Source organism: Okeania sp. SIO3I5 (assembly GCF_010672085.1).
GTDB lineage: Bacteria > Cyanobacteriota > Cyanobacteriia > Cyanobacteriales > Microcoleaceae > Trichodesmium.
In genome coordinates, this window is sequence record NZ_JAAHHT010000030.1 from 29,767 (window position 1) to 50,810 (window position 21,044).

Genomic DNA, 21,044 nt, shown 5'->3' on the forward strand with positions numbered 1-21,044 from the left:
ACTGATCTACCATTTTATTCAAGGTAGTCTTTAGTTCGAGAATTTCCCCTTGAGCATCCACAGTAATTTTCTGAGTCAAGTCTCCCTGAGCAACAGCAGTCGCCACCTCAGCAATATTTCTCACCTGCAAAGTTAGGTTCGCTGCCATTTGGTTAACATTATCAGTTAACTCTTTCCAAGTTCCAGCGACTCCCTCAACTTTCGCTTGACCTCCCAATGTTCCTTCCGTTCCGACTTCCTTAGCAACTCGCGTTACTTCTCCACTAAAAGCATTTAACTGATCTACCATTTTATTCAAGGTAGTTTTCAGTTCCAGAATTTCACCTTGAGCATCCACAGTAATTTTCTGAGTTAAATCTCCCTGAGCAACAGCAGTCGCCACCTCGGCAATATTTCTTACCTGCAAAGTTAGGTTTGCTGCCATACCATTCACATTATCAGTTAAATCTTTCCAAGTTCCGGCGACTCCCTCTACTTTTGCCTGACCTCCCAATGTTCCTTCCGTTCCGACTTCCTTAGCAACTCGTGTTACTTCTCCACTAAAAGCATTTAGCTGATCTACCATTTTATTCAAGGTAGTCTTGAGTTCCAAAATTTCCCCTTGAGCATCCACAGTAATTTTCTGAGTTAAATCTCCTTGCGCAACAGCAGTCGCAACTTCGGCAATATTTCTCACCTGTAAAGTTAGGTTTGCTGCCATACCATTGACATTATCAGTTAACTCTTTCCAAGTTCCGGCGACTCCCTCTACTTTTGCCTGACCTCCCAATGTTCCTTCCGTTCCGACTTCCTTAGCAACTCGCGTTACTTCTCCACTAAAAGCATTAAGTTGGTCTACCATTTTATTCAAGGTAGTTTTCAGTTCCAATATCTCCCCTTGAGCATCCACAGTAATTTTTTGAGTCAAGTCTCCCTGAGCAACCGCTGTTGCAACTTCAGCAATATTTCTCACCTGTAAAGTTAGGTTCGCTGCCATACCATTCACATTATCAGTTAACTCTTTCCAAGTTCCCGCGACTCCTTTTACTTTCGCCTGACCTCCCAATGTTCCTTCAGTTCCGACTTCTTTGGCAACCCGCGTTACCTCCGAAGCAAAAGTATTGAGACTATCCACCATCAAATTAATAGTATCTTTCAGTCGTTGCAGTTCCCCTTTGGTTTCTACCGTAATTTTCTGAGTCAAGTCTCCCACACTAATAGCAGTAGCAACTTTGGCAATATTCCTCACTTGGTTTGTCAAATTACTTGCCATCTCGTTAACATGATTAGTTAACTCTTTCCAAACACCAGATACTCCCTCAACCTTCGCCTGGACTCCCAATTTACCTTCTGTCCCCACTTCCTGAGCAACCCGCGTTACTTCTGAGGAAAAACTGTTAAGTTTGTCTACCATTTGATTCACAATGGTGCCTATGTGGTAAAATTCGCCTTTTAAGGATTTTCCTTGCAATTGTAAATTAATTTTTTTGGACAAATCTCCATTTGCTACTGCTTCTAAAACCCGCGAAACTTCCGTAGTGGGTCGTGCTAAATTATTAATTAGTCCATTTACCGCATCAATACTTGATTTCCATGACCCTTTAACTTCTGTTAAACTTGCTCTAGCGGTTAATTCTCCTTCTTCTCCAACTTCACGACTAATACGCCCCATTTCTTCGGCAAAATTTTGATTAATAACTATCATTTGATTAAAGACAATAGCAACTTCTCCTAAGCCATTATTTTCAGGAAGACGCACGGTAAAATCTCCATCTCTAGCAGCTTTAAGAGCAAGTAATAAAGAGTCAAGATTAGGATTATTATTCATATCAATATTAGTTGTTGTTTGAGAAATTGGAGTTGATAAAATTGCTTCAGATTCAGTTATATTTTCTTGGGGATTTTCTGTAGTTAGTTCGGTATCTTCAAAGAATACCTGACGACCAGGATTTCGTTTTTTAGGTATTGTCATTTTAGTTATAGCGCTAGGGAATAGGGAATAGGGAATAGTTGGAAAAAAATTTCCTAGTCTAAGATTCATCATTAGTCTATATCTTAACCAATGCTTTCTTAGCTATATTAGTTATCAGCAAGTCCAGGGATTAAATTCAGTTATCAGTTATCAGTTATCAGTTATCAGCAAGTCCAACGATTATACCAAATTCGTTTATGAAAAGCTAGTTTTTCAAATACTTCTAATTATTCTGCCTCCCCCCTTTCAAAGCTATGCTTTATCAACATTTTTCTTGACATAAAACTTGATAAAGGAAGATGTTTGTGTTTTTTCGCTGGAGAATAACGAGGCTTTTATATTTAATTTAATATTTTTTTTAATTAAGGATAAAAACCTAATTTTTTGAACTTTGAATTTTGAATTTTGAATTCAAAAAATAGTCAATTTACCTCTGATAAATAATTAGCTATTTCCATATAATTTTTCACAATTTGATTGGTGGATGAAATATGAGAAATTGGCATTCCCTCCTGTTGTGAACGATAAACTAAGAGGGATTCTGGAATTTTAAAGAGAGGATAAGACATTCTTTTAACTCCCTCCTCAATTTCTTCAGATATACTATTTTTTGACGACTTTTTTGATTGAGATGCACCAGTTCTAGATTTTATATAACGATTCAAAACAACCGTAAACCGATTAATTTTATGTCCGGTCATTTCCTGAATATCCTGACAATAAATTTGGAATTTTTCTAATGCTTCGATAGAAAAAACACTACTATCAATAGGAATAACAGCCTCATCTGTTGCTCGTAAACTATTGAGCATAAATAAGCCCGTATCTGATGGTACATCAATTAAAATATAATCATAATAGGATTTAATCGGGGTTAAAATTCGATTTAAAATTCCAACTTTATCTTTACATTGCTGCATTAAAATAGAAGCTGCTGCTAAATTTAATTCTGAGGGAACTAAATGAATATTTTCTATTTGTGTTTCTACAATTGCCTGAGTAATAGGAACTCCTTGATATTCCTGAAATTGATTTAAAACTACATCATAAATAGAATTTTCTAAACTATTCTCATCAATTCCTAACCCAGAAGTTGCATTAGCTTGAGGATCAAAATCTACTACTAATACCCGACTTGTTCGATTAATTAAAGTTAAACATCCAGCTATATTTATGCAAATAGTAGTTTTTCCCGTGCCACCTTTTAGGTTAGCAAAGGCAATGGTTTTAGCCATGATTTTTGACTTACGATATTTCTCAATATATTTTCTCTCAAAACAATAATTACTCAACTTATTCAACAATAAATGTCAGCATTTTTAAGTAATAAAACTTTGGATTGTTTGTTAATCTCAAATACTCCTATTTTTTTGTTTACATTATTATATAGCCGATCTTGTATAGATTTTCTATATAAATTTATCTATTTTAAAAAATATCAATAAATCTTGATTAATCTTTATTGTCCCTTTGCTTTTTCAGGATAGGTAATTATCCATATAACCGTATTTTCTATTAAACTTAGAAAAAAATTAACCGGATATAAACCGTACTATTCATCACAATGGGAAAACTTTTAAATTTTAACGAAGTTCTCCCCCAGGAGGCTAACTGATAACTGAAATTATTTTTTTGCCTTCCTCAAAGGGATTAACTTAAGCGGTAGTCTTGCATAGTAATGGCGAAGATACATAAGTTTTGTAATTTCTTCCCACGCTTCCCACACTTCCCACACCTCCCACCCTTCCCACACCTCTCACACCTCCCACCCTTCCCACACCTCCCACACCTCCCACACCTCCCACACTCTCTCTACCATTACTATGCACCACCACCACCACTTAAGCAAGATAATCCTGGTAATATCTAACACAATTTCGTCCCTCTTTTTTTGCTAAATAAAGAGCTTTATCCGCCTGACTAATTAATTCATCTGGATGTGAATTTACAGTCGGAATAATTGTGGCTAAACCCAAACTAATAGTAATGTACTTATCAACTTTTGAAGCCTCATGGATAATTTTCAAACTATTAACTTCAGTACGAAGACTTTCAGCAACAAACATTGCCCCAGATTTGTCTGTACTGGGTAATACTACCACAAATTCTTCTCCTCCATAACGAGCAACTAAGTCTGTCGATCTTTTCAAAGTTCTTTGAATTACCTGAGCTACTTTTTTTAAACAAATATCCCCTTGAGGATGACCATAATTATCATTAAATAATTTAAAAAAATCAATATCTATCATTATTAAAGACATAGACTGAGATTCGCGGATAGCTCTTTTCCAATCTCTTTCTAAGACTGTTTCCCAGTGATAGCGATTAGGAATACCTGTTAAAGCATCTGTATTTGATATTTTTAGTAGATATTGTAGCTTCTCATTTTGTTCCTTAAGCTCATAAGTTCTTTGTAGGACTTCATCAGTTAATTTTTGATTGAAATTACTTAATTGTTGTTCTCTATGCTGTAGTTTTTGCACTAACTGAATTCTTTCCAAGGAATAGCGAATCGAACGGATTAAAACTTCTGCTGAAATTTCACTTTTAACTAAATAATCCTGCGCTCCTTTTTGAACTACTTCAAGAGAAAAATCTTCATCATGTTTTCCAGTTAAAACAATAATCGGAATATTAGGAGCCATTTCTATCATCTGGGAAATCGTCTGAGAGCCTTGACTATCAGGTAGCCCTAAATCTAGTAATATTACATCAAAATTTTCTTCATTAAGTTGTTTAATTGCTAAGGATAATCTATGACAATGAGTTACATTAAAATTCAAGGACGATCTGAATTTCAATAATTGTTTGATAATAAAAGCATCTCCTCGGTTATCTTCTACTAATAAGGTTTTTAAAGAATATGTTTGATTAACATGATTTTTCCTAAACATGGTTTTAGTATCATTGGAGATATAACAAACATTATAGGTTGCCATTTGAGGATTTTTCTAATTTATAGGATAATAATTTCAGAATTTATTACGATTAAACCAAATAAAAACTAGGGTTAAATTAGGATTAAGTAATATAACTAATTTTATATAAAAACAGTTGAAGAAATTATCTAGTCTTTGGCTACCACACAGTTTATTAAGAGAAAATACTTGTGCCAGCTATAATTTCCAGTTTTCCTGTGGAGGATGTTTATACATATTATACTGCTTCAGATTTTTTTTTCTAAAGATTTATTCACAGAATTAGATATTTAGATACAATTTGTAATATTCAAACGTCAAATACTTATGTTATTCAAAACTCTCAATATTTTATAATTATTATGAAGTTTACTTAATTTTATTAGATGAAAAAGTTAAACGGGTACACAAAATTAATTAGGGTTTGCTGAAAAAGTATTTTTGCTGTTTCTAGTAGTCGTAGGGGTGATTCGCGAATCGCCCGTACGGGAGAAATGGGAATTTTATGAGGATATAGTTGGAAAAATTGTCCCTCAATTTTTCTGCCATAATCATCCCAAAATAGTAGCTTTTATAGCTCTTACCGCCAAAAAGTTGGTACTTTTTAAGGACTCAAAAATGCTATAATATTTACCGAAAAATTGTGGTCTAAAGCCTCCCCTTTTAAGGGGAAAAAAAAGAACATATTCCTTATTTCAAGCCTCCTTATTGCAGAGGTACTGATAACTGATAACTGATAACTGATAACTGATAACTGAAATGACCTGTCAATACTTTTATATTTAATCAGCAAGCCCTAATTAAACATCTATACTAGCTGAATTCTTTACCTGAGAAAATAAATAAGCATTTTAGCTGACGACTAAATGCTTACTTCTCAGCAACATTCATATCAACTACTTTTTCCACATCAAGAATTAGTAAAAGTTGTTTTTCTAACTTATAAGCACCTCGAATCAATTCCCGTACTTTTCCTCTTAATGTTTCCGGTGGCAGTTCAAAATTATCTTGAGATACATCAATAACATCTCCTACTTCATCAACTAATAAACTGATTGTTTCATCTTCAAAACGTACCACCACATTAAGAGGTGATTTTTCTATTTTATTATCGGTTAAATTCAATCTCCTTCGCAAATCAATAGCAGTCACAATTTGACTCCGAAGATTAATTAATCCGGCAATTTCTGGTGAGGATAAAGGAACATGAGTTATCTTTTGATAACGAATAATTTCTTGCACTTTTTCTACTTCTATTCCGAAAAATAGTTTTTCCAGATAAAAAGTACAAAATTGATTTTCTTGGGTTGTTTTTGTAGTTGGATTTTCCATTTTTTATCTATAAAATTATGTTTGGATAATTATAAATCTCCATAAAAGATAGAATTGGGAATTGGGGGAGGTTTATTAGTTATAAAAAAGTCTTTGTTTGTAGTTGCGCTTTAGCGCTCCAAACTTAACACTTAATGAGGACTTACGCAAAGAAACCGGGTTTTTAGGATAAATCGTTGTTTTGGCAATTTCCTTTGTTGTTGGGTTTCGTTCCTCAACCCAACCTACATTTATGCAACTACAAATGTTGATAATTTAAACAAAAATTGCCACTTGCTTTTTTGACAATTTCCTTTGTTGTTGGGTTTCGTTCCTCAACCCAACCTACACTTATGCAACTACAAATGTTGATAATTTAAACAGAAATTGCAACTTGCTTTTTTGACAATTCAATTTCCTTTGTTGTTGGGTTTCGTTCCTCAACCCAACCTACATTTATGCAACTACAAATGTTGATAATTTAAACAGAAATGGCAACCTGCTTTTCTGACAATTGAGCTTTAAAATTCGATAAAAACTTTAAATTAGCCATCTTAATCACTTCCTCCACATCCAAAATTTCTGTCACCCTTTCTTGAATAACCGCCGCATAATCAATTCCTTTTTCAGTAGCAGCACCTTTAATCTTAATTTCTTGCTCCACAATATCTAAAATTTGTTCCACTACAAATCCTACTAAATTATCTTCATCCATCGCTACAACCACCACTTGAATAGTTGATAATTCAGAAAAATTTTCCCTTTGAGAAGATAATTGATTTCTACCAAGAAGTTCTGATAAATAAATTAAAGGTAAGATTTGTTCCCGATATTGAATCACCTTTTGATTACCAATACGTTCCACAGAACTAATAGGAAATTCCTCTAAACGAGCAACTCTAGAACGAGTAATGGCCATCCGTCGATGATCTGGTCCAGCAAATAATAATAACATCTCTAATTCATCAGAAGTTTCTTCAGATTCAGCTTGTGTAGCTGTTATCTGGGAATCTGTTTCTTCGGAAATTACATGAACAGTTTCAGCTAATCCCTGAACATCTAAAATTAATGCTACTCTTCCATCTCCCATAATAGTTGCTCCAGCAAAACAAGAAATCCCTTTAAGCTGTTTTCCTAGAGGTTTAACCACAATTTCTTGAGTATCATTAATAGCATCAACCACTAAACCAAAAGACTGATTTGCAGCTTGTAGAACAACAATATTGAGAATATCCAGATTGTGATTTTGCCCCTTGAGATTTGAACTCTCTAACCAGGGAGTTGCCAGAGGATAACGTTGGGACTGGTTTGCTTCTAATTCTAATGCGTCCTTTAAATATATCAGAGGTAGAAGATTACCCCGCAAACGATAAACAGGGGCACCATGAACCATTTCTACCCCTTTTTTTGCCTCCTCCCCTTCCAGACGGACTAATTCTAATAAACTAACTTGGGGTAAGGCATAGCGATCGCCATTAGTGGTAATAATTAAAGTAGGGATAATAGCTAGAGTCAGGGGAATTTTTAATTTAAAAGTAGTTCCCTGATTAACTTGACTGGAAATATCAATAGTACCACTAATTTTTTCGATGTTGGTTCGGACTACATCCATCCCCACTCCACGTCCTGAGACATTAGTGACTTGTTGAGCAGTAGAAAATCCTGGAATAAAAATCAGGTTTAATGCTTCAGTGGGAGTTAAACGGGATGCTTGTTCATTAGTAATAAGATGACGTTGCAGAGCTTTAGCTTTAATTTTCTCCACATTAATTCCTGCTCCATCATCCCCAACCTCTATATTGACATAACCACTTTCATGGAAAGCTCTTAACCAAAGTGTACCGATAGGGGGTTTACCTTTAGCAGTTCTAATATCTGGGGGTTCAATACCATGATCGACACAGTTACGGACTAAATGAGTTAGGGGAGCAGAAATTGCTTCAATTAAAGTTTTATCTAGTTCTGTTTCTTCCCCTTCCATTTCTAAATTTACTTCTTTTCCTAATGACATAGATAAATCCCGCACCACTCTCGGAAATTTACTCCAAATTGTCCGAATTGGTTGCATTCGAGTTTTCATCACCCCTTCTTGCAATTCTGTAGTTACTAAATCTAAACGTTGGGAAGTATCAGCAAAAACAGTATCAGTCTGTTGATTAGTAAATTCCAAAATTTGGTTGCGACATAAGACTAATTCCCCCACCAAATTCATCAATTTATTCAGCAGTTGTACATCTACTCGAATATAACTATCTGAGATATTTGAAGTTGCAGAAATAGTATATATATCTTCCCATGAATCTGCTGATGAGGGAGAAATTGAAGAAGTCTCTGGAGTATTGGACAATTGTTTCGTTTCCCCAGGGAGTAGTTGTTCCGAAACAGTTTGTTGAGTATGGCCGATCGTTGACTTTTGAGGCGAATTGTCTACTTGTTCCAACTCAGGGGAAGGGTTTTCAGGAGGAGAAGAAACCTCTGTTTGAGTTTTTTCAGTCTGTTGTGATGAGGTGGTACTTGCTAAATTCTCTAAAAGGGAGTTATAATTATTATCCCCCTCTTCTCCCGTTGCTTCCAGACTGGAGAGAATTTGTTTAATAGCATCAATAACCTGAAGTAAAATACCCGTAATCTGAGGATTCAAAATAATCCTGCCATCTTCCAAACAGGTTAATAAATTTTCCCCTGCATGAGCTACAGATTGAAGGATATCCAAACCGAGAAATCCACTGTTTCCTTTGAGAGTATGAAGCGATCGATAAATACGTTGCATCAATTCAGGATTTGTCGGGTGTTGTTCTAGTTCGACTAGATCGCTCTCTAACTGATTGAGAGTTTCATAACTGTCAACTAGGAACGCTTTAACATCTTCATCTATTTCCATGTCGTTTCAGTGAATAGCAGCATCAACTTTTTTGTATTATAAGTTAATTACAGCACTTCTGAGGATGGTGAGGTACACTTAATCTCTTTGCAGTTCAGCCTTCTAGGCTGTAACAACCTGGAAGGTTGAACTGCCAAAATTACTAAATAAAACTTTGTACCTCACGCGCCTCCGAAATTGCTGTAAGATTAAGTGTGATACTATTAATCATTCTCAAAAAATATACTCAAATTTTGGCATTCGCAAGATTTGTCAATCGAATAGCCGTTTGGAGAGCAAACCCCTACAATCATTTCCTTAAGTGCAATAATAATAAGTTATCTTTCGTCCCTCAATCTAACAAAGACTTGCTGGTGTTGGGTTTCACTATCGTTCTACCCCACCTACATCTAGTAGGGGTTTGGTCTCCAAACCCCTAAATTAACTCTGAGGAACACGATGAGATATAATCCAAAGTTGGTAAGTAGGTAGTAAATCAAATTTATGGCCTTAATTTTAATTACAGATGATGCGGCATTTGCCCGTAGGATGATCAAAAAAGCTCTCAAAGAGGACAACCATGAAATTCTAGAAGCTGGTAATGGTAAAGAATGCCTGGAAATCGTGGCCACTAATTCTCCTGATTGTATTCTCCTAGATTTGTTAATGCCGGAACTTGATGGTTTTGGGGTGCTCAAAACACTTCAAGAGGAAGGCTCTAAAATTCCTGTTATTGTATTATCAGCAGATATTCAAGATGCTGCCCGCACTCAATGTCAAGAGTTAGGAGCTTTTACGATGTTACAAAAACCTCCAAAACCTCCTGAAATTAAAGAAGCGATTTCTCAAGCACTCCAAGCATAAAGGTGGAAATTTAAAGTGGAAAATCTGACAGACGAGCAACTCGATATCCTGACTGAGTTAATTAATGTCGGTATTGGCCAAGCGGCCAAAATGCTGAACGAAATGATAGAATTTCGTATCCGCTTACAAGTGCCTTTGTTAGAGATACTATCAGGAGTTGAACTACAGGAAGTATTGAGCGAACGTTTAGGTCTCGATCCATTATCTTCAGTACAATTGAATTTTAGTGGATCTTTTGCTGGTACGGCACAGTTAGTTTTTCCGACGGAAAGTGCAGCTAGTCTAGTTTCTGTCTTGACTGGAGAAGAAGTTGAAAGTCCCGACTTAGATGCCCTCAAAATTGGGACATTGACGGAAGTGGGTAATATTGTGATTAATGGGGTGATGGGATCTATGAGCAATATTTTAGACCAACCAATGCAATATGCTGTTCCTACTTATACTGAGGAAGATATTGAACACCTTGTACCGATGCAAGAACCTAATAATTCTGTCCTGTTGGCCCAGGCAAGATTTGATGTTGAGGAGTTACAGCTCAAAGGCGATATTATTCTGTTTTTTAAAGTGGGTTCTTTTCAAGATTTACTCACTGTCATTGAAAATTACTAATGTGGCGTAAATCTCACAAATAGTTGGCAATTGATAATCTGAAATAATCAGCCGAAATTACTGTCAAACCTAACTTTTTCAGCAATTCAAATCTCACTTATGACTTCTATATAGCGCTACGCGCAATTCAAAATTCAAAATTCAAAATTCAAAATTCAAAAGTAATCCCTGACTGAGTTTGAGAATTTATAAACGTCCTAACCTATTTGCTTAGTGCTATAAAGAGAAAGTAGGGGTCATTTTTTTATTTCTATTCTATTTCCTATTTCCTATTTCCTATTTCCTATTCCCTATTCCCTATTCCCTGTTCGGTTGTTTGAGAAGAACTAGGAATAGTAAAATAGAAAGTTGCACCTTTTCCAACTTCTGAATTTGCCCAAATTTTCCCCCCATGACGTTTAATAATTCGCTGCACAGTTGCTAACCCAATTCCTGTACCTTCAAATTGATATTTACTATGTAAGCGCTCAAAAGGAATAAACAGTTTATCTGCATTTTTCATATCAAAACCAACTCCATGATCAGCAACAAAATAAACCAACTGTTTTTGAGATATTTCCTCACCTTGATTATTTTCTAATTCTTGTGACTCAGAGCTGAAGAAACTTCCCACTTCAACTCTTACTTTTTCTTGTCTTTGGCTATACTTCACAGCATTATTTAATAGATTTTCTAGAGCAATATACACAAGATTTTCATCTGCCATTGCTATGATATTAGAACCAACAATAGCTTCTACCTTTTTGTTAGGATATTTCATCTCTAATTGCTGAAGAATTCGATTAGCTAATACACTTAAATTAACTTGACTCAAGTAAGCATTTTGTTTTTCAACATGAGAAAATAACATTAAATCCTGAATCAGTTGATTCATTTGATTACAACCTTTATTCATCATATCGAGCCATTGTTTATCTTGAGTATCAAACTTATCTTTATATTTTTCTTTCCAAAGAAATAGAACTCCTTTTAAACTGGTGATAGGATTGCGTAAATCATGGGAAACTGTATAACTAAAAGCTTTTAATTCTTGATTAACCGCCTCTAATTCCTCCGTTCTTTTTTTCAGTTCTTGGTTAGTTTTCTCTAATTGTTCTGTGCGTTTTTTCAGTTCTTTTTGGATAATTTTTCGCTCAATTGCATAGCGAATTGATTGAGTTAAAAGCTCAGTTGTGACTTGTCCTTTAATGAGATAATCCTGCGCTCCTTTTCTCACAGCTTCCATAGCTAGTTTTTGATCGTTCATTCCTGTTAAGATAACAATAGGAATATTGGGAGCTTTCTGTTGAATATTTAAAAGAGTTTTTAATCCTTGACTATCTGGTAAAAGCAAATCTAATAAAATCACATCACAAGTTGCATTTTCTAGATGAGATATTGCTTTTGCTAAATAATCAAAATGACTTACCTGAAAGTTACTAACTTGAGATTCTTTCAAAAGTTGTTGCAGGAAAAAAGCATCTCCTGGGTTATCTTCTACAAGAAGTATAGAAATTAACTGCTGATTCATCATTTGTTATCTCTAGCTTTTCTCTATTAGACATCTCCAGAAAAGAGGGAACAGGGAACACTTAACTGGGAACAGGGAACAGGGGAACCCACCCCTAATATAAAATCCGATTATACAGTAATCGCATTCAATAATCCTCAACTAAAATATGTTAAAAAAAGAATACGAATTGAAAAATTTATGCATTTTCATTTCCTTTCTTACTTCTAACTCCGAACTCCCTACTCCGAACTCCCTACTCCTAACTCCTAACTCCTTACTCATTACTCATTACTCCTTACTCCTCAGTAATACGATAACTAATTAACCGGATTCTATATAACCCCTCCTGGGAGGGGAGTAATTGATAATTTATCAATAAGAATTGATTTGATTTTTGATGATCGGAGATGTCTATTGTCGATCATATATCTTTGGTCATTTATAGGCAAGAGAAGATCAAGAAGATATACCTAAATATTTACATATTGAAATATATTTCTTGCATAAATAGGCAAAAGATTAGCTAATCTGCTTTGAGAGTAATATTAAATCTGCTGGCAATGGAAGTATTATCAGAAACCTGGTTTGTGGAAGTAAGATATTAGTATGGTGGGGAATTTGAAACAAACTCGATTTCTCTTTCTACGCTTTTTTATACCGACACTACTAGATTTGATATAACTTGGAATTTTTGCTCAATCTTTCAATTTTACTTCCTCTTTCAAAAATAATAAATAGACATCTCCGAAAAATATATAGACTTTTTGTCAAAGTAGGGAACAGGGAACAGGAAACAGGGAAGATATTTTCAGTAAAAATGTACAGAAAATGATCTGATTAGGAAATTTTACAACTCTATTTTATTTATAGTAAATAAAGGGCAAGTTCATTTTCTGGAGATGTCTAATTAATAGCTAATATCTAAGAACTGATGGCTAACTCTTGACAAAATATTTACAAATTCAAGGAAGTTGCACAAATTTAAACCAAAAGTTTTTTAAAGATTGTATTGTTGCCGTAAATTCTGACAAATCAACTGGTTTAGTCAGATAACAACTAGCATTAAGATAGTAACTTTCAAGAATATCTCTTTCCGATTGGGAAGAGGTTAAAATAACGATAGGAATAGTTTTTAATTCCTCATTTTCTTTAATTTCTCTCAAGACATCAAATCCATGTTTTTTAGGAAGATTCAAATCTAGTATAATTACATTAGGCCGAATAGAATTTCTATAATTTCCTTCTTGATAAAGAAACTTCATCGTTTCTTCACCATCTGATACCTCAGCTAATTGACAAGGCAAACCATTTTCATTGAGAGCTGCTTTGATAATAAACACATCTCCTGGATTATCTTCTGCTAATAGGACATTAATTTCTTTAATTTTTTCAATCATTATTTTTAATTACAAAATTGGGCATTAAGTCTCTAATATATAGCAATCCTATTTTATTTGTGTATAAAAATCTTACTGCTTTTAGAGAACAGGGAACACTTAACTGGGAACAGGCGGGAGTTTCAGTTTTTTTATCTACTTTTTAATTACCGAAAAATTTTGGTTTAAAGCCTCCCCTTAAAAGGGGATAATAAATAAAAATTTTCATGATTAGTCAATCCTCTTCTTTTCAAGGAGAGGTAATTATTCATTATTCATTATTCATTATTCATTATTCATTGTTGAACCGCAACCTATTTAGGATTGCTATAAAGTTTTAAAATACATTTATTCTTCTATAGATTTAGGAATAGTAAAATAAAATATTGAACCTTTTCCTAATTCTGATTCTAACCAAATTTTCCCTTGATGACGTTGACTTATTTTCTGACATATTGCCAATCCAATACCTGTTCCTGGATATTCTTGTCTGGTATGTAACCGTTGAAAAATCAGAAAAATTCGCTCAAAATACTGTTGAGAAATACCAATACCATTATCCTTAACCAAAAATAGCCAATAGTCATCCTCTGAACGAACATCTATTTCAATATTTGGTGGTTTTTCGCTACGATATTTAATAGCATTATTAAGAAGATTTTGAAATAGTTGAATTAATTGGGACTTATCCGCCATGACAGTAGGTAAGGGCGATCGGCAAATATAGGTATTAGTTTCTTCCATCAACAACTTAAGATTACTTAAGGCCATATCCAGAACCTCTTCACAATCAGTTTGCTCAAAGGATTGGCCTTGTCTACCAACCCTTGAGTATACCAGTAAATCCCGGATTAGAGACTGCATTCGCATAGCTCCATCTACGGCAAAATCAATAATTTGATTGGCATCTGCATCTAATTTATCTTTGTAACGTTGGCCTAACATTTGAGTAAAAGTTGTCACCATCCGTAAGGGTTCTTGTAAATCATGGGAAGCAAGATAAGCAAAATTTTCTAATTCAGCATTAGAACGTTCTAATTCTCTTTGTATTGATTTGCGTTTTTTCAGTTCTTCTTGATAAATTTGGATACGATCTGTTAGCTCGGTAATATCCTGAATAGACATCAAAGCATAGTAACTATTACCATCCTCAGTAGGAATAGCATTAACAGTAGTTTGTTGAATCCTTTTTTGTTGATTGGGAAGAAAACAAGGAATTAGAGGAGCGTGTAACTGAGGGGAAAAAATAGCAGGAAATCCCCCTGAAAAAACTTGATGGAAACGACTTTGATATTTGGGTTGTTTGAGGTGAGGAAAAAAGTCTAAAAGATTTTTATCAATAATGTCATCCCTAGAAATTTTTGTCCAATTTTCCAGACAAAGATTCCAAAATAGAACAACAAAATCTTGTCGCACTAAACATAAACCAACGGGAACACGATCGACTAAGTTAAATTGAGTAGTTGCTTTGAGAATTTGGGTCATTTTAGTTATCAATTATATCATGTTCGGATAAACACTAACTATAAAGTAATTGCGACTTAAACGAGTGGAAAGAAACAATCTCAAACCCCTGAGATATCTCTTCCATCTATATCTTAATCATAACTATTAAACCGAACATGATATTAAAAGTTTTTAGTCTCTCAGGCCGCATCTTTTGACTTCTAAATTATGACTTCTGACTTATGTAAAACAGTATAGTTTTGCCGATAGTCTGATAGATGTAGTGATTTATTATGGAAAAAAGAAACATTTAATTGGGAATAGGCAACAGTAAAGTACCTTTAGTCCTGTAAATGTAGTGATTTATTATGGAAAAAAGGAACACTTTGCTGGAAATAGGCAACACTTTGCTGAAAATAGGCAACACTTTGCTGGAAATAGAGAACACTTTGCTGGAAATAGAGAACACTTTACAAATAAGAGGTAATTATTAACTGTTAATTATTGCTCTGCTGATTAAATCTAAAAGCATTGACATTAATCATGGTTTGAGCTTTTTCAAGTCTTGAAAAAGTACAAGGTTTTCCTTATAAAGAGCTGCATAAAGTGAGGATGAAAGGGTTGACTTAGGCAGAAAAAATCAAGGGATAATCTTCCGACTGCCTTCTCGCTCATTTCCGATTCTTCCTGTCTCCTGTCTCCTGTCTCCTGACTCCTCCCCTCACTCAATTGTTAATTATTGAAGATTCTTAGTTAATCAACTGTTCAAATATTTATGACCAAAAATATCAATCAAAAACTAATAATTTTTCTTGGGTTTTTCCTATTATCATTCTTTCTGAGATTCTGGACTTTATTTGTATCTGTATTAGACAAGGATGAAAGTATTTATATATTAGGAGCGGATAGTTTATTAAATGGCAATCTCCCCTATACAGAAATTTGGGATAACAAACCTCCAGGAATTTTTATCTTGTTTTCTCTGACGATGCTAATGTTTGGAAATTCCATAGTATCCATTAGAATTTTATCTATTCTGGCTACAACTTTTACCAGTTATTTTTTATATAAAATTGGTAAAACTACTGACGCCAAGCAAGGAGAAAAAATCGGATTATTAGCAGGTGGTTTATATGCTATTTTTTCTCTACATAATGATGGTGCTGCTGCCAATGGAGAAATTTTATTTGCTCCTTTTGTTACTGGAGGATTCTTGTTGTTATTTCAGAATCGGAAATTATCAAATATAAAGGTATTTCTGATAGGTCTAATTTTGGGGATAGGGATGCAAATTAAATATTTGGTAATTATGGATGTGTTGGGATTGGTTTTATTAGGTAGTTGGTTTAGGAAGGAAGAAGTCAGGAGGAAGGAGTCAGAAGTAAAGAGGAAAAAAAATGGAAAACTTGTAAATAATTTTCAGGAATTTACAAATAAAAAATTTTCATTTGTTTTCAATAATCTCACTTTTTCCTGGTGCAAGTTTTACATAATTTTAGGTGTAGGCTTAATTTTACCCGCAGTTATTATCGCAGTTATTTATCTATTTTCTGGCTATTTTGATGAATATATTTATGCGACTATCATTGCTAATAGTAAGTATGTGGCGATGTTAAATTTTTCCTGGTCAGACCTTTTAAGTAGGTTAAGAAAACAGGTGTTAGGAAATATTTTATTGTGGTTATGTTTGTTTTGGAGTCCGATTTATTTGTTTGTCTTTGCTAGGGGAAAGTTTAGACAAGAACGAAATTTAATCTATTTATTTTTGTGGTTTGGCTGTGCTTTTTTGGCGGTTTTGTTATCTAAGCGATTTTATAATCATTACTTTTTACAATTATTACCTCCTTTATGTTTGATTAGCGGATATGTGATTATTAAATCTGTTGATTTAGCTCCAACAAATTCGGTAGAAAAATATCACTATAGAGAAGCAAACGAAATGAAAAAAATAACTGCTAAAACTGAAAAACCTGCTTTTATAAATTACCAAAAATTAGACGCGATCGCTCGCCCATTCTTGTCAAAAATTCCTGTCATGCCTTCCTTAGCAAACATAATTCTGTGCTTAATTTTGATATATCCTTTTGCTCAAGCTGGTTATAATAAATTAAGTAAAAATTGGGAATTTATCTATTATCGATATATCCAAAAAATAGATACTTGGGATGATAGAGAAGCAGCGATCGCTAAATATTTGAGACAGAGAATTAGCTCCAATGATTATATCTATGTTGTTAATTATGAACCAATAATTTATTACTTAGTGCCGACAAAAATTCCGACAAAATATGCTTTTTCCAGTCATTTAACAGCCATGTCTCAGATTTTGCCTATTGATGCTTTGACAGAATTAGATAAGATTATGACGAAAAATCCTAGTTATATTTTACTGGCGGAAAAAGATAATATTAGCCCTGAATATAGAAATGCTCTCAATCAATATTTAGAAACAAGTTATTTTCTGGAAACCACAATTCAAAATGTCAGATTATATAAACGCCAGGATAATAATTTTAGTGCGATACATTATGAGTGAGGGTAGGAGTCAGGAGTCAGGAGTCAGGAGTCAGGAGGGAAAAGGAGAAAGTTTTTTTATTACTAATTATTCGGACGCTATATTAAACTCGAGAGTACAAAGTTCTTCTAAAAAAAGATTTACTTTCAAGAATAAAAGTATTACTGATAAAAGCTTACAGCAAATACAGCTCTTTCTAGAGAGGTTCTAATATCATGTCCGGATAATTATAAAAAAACTTTCTCTTCATTTATAGCTTAAAATTCCCTCCTCTTCCCTCATAACTCATAACTCATAACTCATAACTCCTCCATTTTTATTTATAACTATTCAACCGGACATGATATAACTTTGGGATTGCTGATAGCCATTGCTAGCAATGGCTATTCCAAGAAATTTGTACTGTCTAGTGGCTTTGTTGTTTGAAAACATATAGCTACTGCACAAGATCCAAGCATATGTACTTCATACTTCTACAACTATTGTCCAATAAACATCTCAAAAAATCAAAAATGAAATCAATTCAAGAGCTGAAATCAACAATTTTATTCCCTCCATACCTCCATACCTCCATACCTATTCCCTGACTTCTACAACTGTTGTCCAATAAATAAATCAAACATCAATTTTTGATAAAAAAAGACTGAAACTATTGCCAGTAAAGGTTTTTAGCAGTTTATCTATTGGCCAATAAATGAATAAAGCATCAATCTAGAGAAAGAGGGTGATATAGCTGCCACTAGATTCACTTTTCATATCGGGGAAACCGAAAAGCGGAACCGATGTTCTATAATCTTCCCTACTCCCTTACTCCCTTTAGTCAATCCTCTCCGTTTTAAAGAGAGGTAATTATTTATTATCCATTATCCATTATCCATTATCCATTAATGAATCCCCTACTCCTATAGGGAAAATTTCTGGTGAGTCTTGAATGTACGAGTTAACATCTGATTTCGATGAGTATCTTCTAGTAACAATAAACGGAAGGGGTGCAGACAAACCTGCCAAGGAAAATAATTATTTTTAATTTGATGCCATTTTTCCTTAAATACTTCCGCTTGCAAATCGTAGTCAAAAGCATTTCGTGCAGGTTGATATAATTTCAAATATAAAGTCATCCGATGTTGAGTTTCGCTGGTTGCTGCTATCCAACAGGGAAAAGTATTAGGTTCGTTACCATTCTCAGTAAAAGTAATCTGGTGAGCGCGAATACCAACGTGAGAAAAATATTCTGGAATAGGCTCAAGAATATCAAGACTGCATCCCCACTCAACAGCTTCTATTTTATGATCGTCTATAATTACTGCTTGAGAAAAGTTTTTACAACCAGTTAACTGGGCGACTCTCACGCTAGTCGAATATTCAAAAATGTCATGTTTGACACCGTGACTAAGAATAATTCCGTCATCGACAACCAAGAGATTTTGGCAAATGCGGTAAGCTTCCTCTAGGTTGTGAGTCACCAATAATGTCACCCCCTGATAATTTTCTAGGGTGGCAATAACTAATGTTTCGATCTGATGTCGTAGGTGAGTATCTAATGCAGAAAAAGCTTCATCTAATAATAAAGCATCTGGTTGACTTGCTAATGCTCGCGCTAAAGCTACCCGTTGTTGCTGGCCTCCTGAAAGTTCCCCTGGATATCGCTTGCCATATCCTGATAACTGCACTGCCAATAGATGAGCTGCTACTTGTTGTTGAATCTCATTTGACGACAAACCTTTCGGCAAACCAAAAGCAATATTTTCAGCTACAGTCATGTGGGGAAACAGAGCATAGTTTTGAAATAGATAACCAACGTGGCGATCGCGACTGGGCAAATTAATTTTCTGTTCTGCATCAAATAATACTCGTCCATTTAAAACTATCCGTCCTTGAGTAGGAGTTTCTAAACCAGCAATGCAACGCAAAATTAGACTTTTGCCAGCACCAGAACCTCCTAATAACCCCAATGGTTTGTTATTAGCGTTGAAAGCAACATCTAACATAAATCCAGGAAGTTGCTTCTGGATATCTACAAATAGACTTTGTGACTTATTGCGAGAGTTGAGTGTAAAAGGTGTTGTTTCAACTTTAGGTACAAAGCGCACGTCAACAATTTGCTTTTCTGTTTTTTGTGCCCTGCGCTTTTTAATTTGAGATTCTGACCAAAAATTGACACCAGTTATCACCCCAAGAGATATGGCTAAAATTACTAACACCCAAGCAAATGCTTCCTTCATATTCCCACCTTCGGAGGCGAAGAAAATGGCAATAGGAATAGTCTCAGTTTTGCCAGGAATGCTACCTGCCAACATTAAAGTTGCACCAAACTCGCCAAGCGATCGGGCAAAAGCTAATAATGTTCCGGCAATAATTCCCGGTTTTGCCAAGGGTAACAAAATTCGCCAAAATACTTTCCATTCTGAAGCACCTAAAGTTCTGGCACAAGCAAGCAGACTGGTATCAATTTGATTAAAAGCTGCTAGGGATGTTCTATACATTAGGGGGAATGAAACAACTGTAGCTGCAATTACAGTAGCAGGCCAAGTAAAAATTAATGTTATCCCCATTGATGAAAGTAGATTACCAAGGGGACTATTTCTACCTAATAATAATAGTAATAGAAAACCCGTGACGGTTGGAGGCAATACCAGAGGAGATGTTAAAATGGCATCAATTAGTCCTTTGTTTTTACCGCGATATCCTAGCATCCAACGTGCTGTCGCGATGCCGAGAAAAAAGGTAATAACTGTAGTGACTGTTGCAGTTTTGAGGGAAATCCAAGCTGGAGATATGTCTAAATTCATTATTTTTGTTAATAAAGGGATAGTTTGTAACTGGGATAGCTAAATCTTGGTTGACGTTTATTATGTATTAAATTTATAGCAGTAGGAAGAAGTTTCAGAGAAGTAAATTTTGTCAAGGTAGTTATTTTGATACTGGTGCATTGCAATTATTTCCCTAATAGTTTTAGTCTTCATCTGAAATTACTATCCAGAACTAACTTTATTTTGTATCTTTTTTTCTTGAATAAACTGTTTTTTTGACTACAGGATAAAGAAGTATTTTATTCCTTGTATAACAATTTTAAATTAGACATCTCCAGAAAAGAGGGAACACTTAACTGGGAACACTTAACTGGGAACCCACCCCTAACCCCTCCCAGGAGGGGAAGTAATTGATAATTTTTGGATCAGAATTGATTTGATTTTTCATTTTTGGATAAGTCTATTAGTTAGGATAATTTCTATAAGAGTAAATATTAAGTCCAAACCTTTTAGATTCTGACTTCTGAAATATTACAACTGAAATAGAATTGCTATAGTTAAGGGAATAGGACAAAAAATAGGGACGTTGCGTGGAACGTCCCGAAAGGAGAATTTTATTTATAATTAATTACCAAAATATGATATAATATCAAGCCCGGTAGCAATCGGTATAAATAAAGCAGAAAAACCGGGTTTATTTGAATGCCCTACTATATTGACATTTATCTCCCATAAACCCGGTTTCTTATAACACTTCCATTGCCAGCAGATTTGATCTAATACCTGCTTAAACAAGCTCACTATCAATTTAGTAGTCAGTAGTAGTAGGGGCGATTAGCGAATCGCCCCTACCGCGAATCGCCCCTACTAAAAATCATACAATCATATCATGTCCGGTAGCATTGTTTGTGTTAAAAATTCAGTTGCAATTGGAAGAAAAGCTTCTGCCTTC

The 21,044-nt window shown here is 34.6% G+C and carries 13 protein-coding genes; 3 read left to right on the forward strand and 10 right to left on the reverse strand.

Going from position 1 to position 21,044, the window contains the following annotated elements:
• The 6 genes from F6K40_RS09545 to F6K40_RS09570 all read right to left on the reverse strand — a co-directional run.
• On the reverse strand, window positions 1–1,951 hold a 1,951-nt coding region (locus tag F6K40_RS09545), incomplete at its 3' end, for a HAMP domain-containing protein (RefSeq protein ID WP_293134665.1).
• 422 nt (window positions 1,952–2,373) lie between these two features.
• On the reverse strand, window positions 2,374–3,186 hold the full coding sequence (locus tag F6K40_RS09550; RefSeq protein WP_293134668.1) for a ParA family protein: 813 nt from the start codon (window positions 3,184–3,186) through the stop codon (window positions 2,374–2,376).
• Between the two features lie 420 nt (window positions 3,187–3,606).
• Window positions 3,607–3,756 carry a hypothetical protein gene (locus tag F6K40_RS09555; protein ID WP_293134671.1) on the reverse strand — a complete coding sequence of 50 codons (150 nt, stop codon included), beginning with the start codon at window positions 3,754–3,756 and terminating at the stop codon, window positions 3,607–3,609.
• A gap of 36 nt (window positions 3,757–3,792) precedes the next feature.
• A complete protein-coding gene (locus F6K40_RS09560) occupies window positions 3,793–4,890 on the reverse strand; it encodes a diguanylate cyclase domain-containing protein (protein WP_293134674.1) in 1,098 nt (365 codons plus the stop codon).
• 849 nt (window positions 4,891–5,739) lie between these two features.
• Entirely contained in the window at window positions 5,740–6,201 is a 462-nt protein-coding gene (locus F6K40_RS09565) for a chemotaxis protein CheW (RefSeq protein WP_293134677.1), read from the reverse strand.
• A gap of 460 nt (window positions 6,202–6,661) precedes the next feature.
• The gene (locus F6K40_RS09570) at window positions 6,662–9,061 is read right to left on the reverse strand and encodes a chemotaxis protein CheW (RefSeq protein ID WP_293134680.1); all 2,400 of its coding nucleotides are present in this window, start codon (window positions 9,059–9,061) and stop codon (window positions 6,662–6,664) included.
• Window positions 9,062–9,544: 483 nt separating this feature from the next.
• Here F6K40_RS09570 and F6K40_RS09575 point away from each other — a divergent pair, with 483 nt between their 5' ends.
• Window positions 9,545–9,904, forward strand: coding sequence for a response regulator (locus F6K40_RS09575; RefSeq protein ID WP_293134683.1), 360 nt, complete (start codon window positions 9,545–9,547; stop codon window positions 9,902–9,904).
• A 15-nt stretch (window positions 9,905–9,919) separates the two neighbouring features.
• The gene (locus F6K40_RS09580) at window positions 9,920–10,513 is read left to right on the forward strand and encodes a chemotaxis protein CheC (protein ID WP_293134686.1); all 594 of its coding nucleotides are present in this window, start codon (window positions 9,920–9,922) and stop codon (window positions 10,511–10,513) included.
• Between the two features lie 283 nt (window positions 10,514–10,796).
• Here F6K40_RS09580 and F6K40_RS09585 read toward each other — a convergent pair whose 3' ends face one another.
• From F6K40_RS09585 to F6K40_RS09595, 3 genes are all read right to left on the reverse strand, one after another.
• Complete coding sequence (locus tag F6K40_RS09585) at window positions 10,797–12,026, reverse strand: ATP-binding protein (protein ID WP_293134689.1); 1,230 nt, start codon at window positions 12,024–12,026, stop codon at window positions 10,797–10,799.
• A gap of 941 nt (window positions 12,027–12,967) precedes the next feature.
• Window positions 12,968–13,402, reverse strand: coding sequence for a response regulator (locus F6K40_RS09590; protein ID WP_293134692.1), 435 nt, complete (start codon window positions 13,400–13,402; stop codon window positions 12,968–12,970).
• Between the two features lie 327 nt (window positions 13,403–13,729).
• On the reverse strand, window positions 13,730–14,866 hold the full coding sequence (locus F6K40_RS09595; RefSeq protein WP_293134695.1) for a PAS domain-containing sensor histidine kinase: 1,137 nt from the start codon (window positions 14,864–14,866) through the stop codon (window positions 13,730–13,732).
• Between the two features lie 736 nt (window positions 14,867–15,602).
• On the opposite strand from F6K40_RS09595, the gene F6K40_RS09600 reads away from it, so the two are divergent.
• On the forward strand, window positions 15,603–17,363 hold the full coding sequence (locus F6K40_RS09600; protein ID WP_293134697.1) for an ArnT family glycosyltransferase: 1,761 nt from the start codon (window positions 15,603–15,605) through the stop codon (window positions 17,361–17,363).
• Between the two features lie 881 nt (window positions 17,364–18,244).
• On the opposite strand, the gene modB is transcribed toward F6K40_RS09600, so the two are convergent.
• Window positions 18,245–20,131: a molybdate ABC transporter permease subunit gene (gene modB / locus F6K40_RS09605; RefSeq protein WP_293134699.1), complete on the reverse strand. Its 1,887-nt coding sequence runs from the start codon at window positions 20,129–20,131 to the stop codon at window positions 18,245–18,247.
• Between the last annotated feature and the right edge of the window lie 913 nt (window positions 20,132–21,044).

Coding starts and splice junctions, on each gene's coding strand:
- F6K40_RS09550 (WP_293134668.1), bottom strand. CDS start 3,186: ATGGCTAAAACCATTGCCTTTGCTAACCTAAAAGGTGGCACGGGAAAA.
- F6K40_RS09590 (WP_293134692.1), bottom strand. CDS start 13,402: ATGATTGAAAAAATTAAAGAAATTAATGTCCTATTAGCAGAAGATAAT.
- F6K40_RS09600 (WP_293134697.1), top strand. CDS start 15,603: ATGACCAAAAATATCAATCAAAAACTAATAATTTTTCTTGGGTTTTTC.
- F6K40_RS09595 (WP_293134695.1), bottom strand. CDS start 14,866: ATGACCCAAATTCTCAAAGCAACTACTCAATTTAACTTAGTCGATCGT.
- F6K40_RS09575 (WP_293134683.1), top strand. CDS start 9,545: ATGGCCTTAATTTTAATTACAGATGATGCGGCATTTGCCCGTAGGATG.
- F6K40_RS09560 (WP_293134674.1), bottom strand. CDS start 4,890: ATGGCAACCTATAATGTTTGTTATATCTCCAATGATACTAAAACCATG.
- F6K40_RS09585 (WP_293134689.1), bottom strand. CDS start 12,026: ATGATGAATCAGCAGTTAATTTCTATACTTCTTGTAGAAGATAACCCA.
- modB (WP_293134699.1), bottom strand. CDS start 20,131: ATGAATTTAGACATATCTCCAGCTTGGATTTCCCTCAAAACTGCAACA.
- F6K40_RS09565 (WP_293134677.1), bottom strand. CDS start 6,201: ATGGAAAATCCAACTACAAAAACAACCCAAGAAAATCAATTTTGTACT.
- F6K40_RS09570 (WP_293134680.1), bottom strand. CDS start 9,061: ATGGAAATAGATGAAGATGTTAAAGCGTTCCTAGTTGACAGTTATGAA.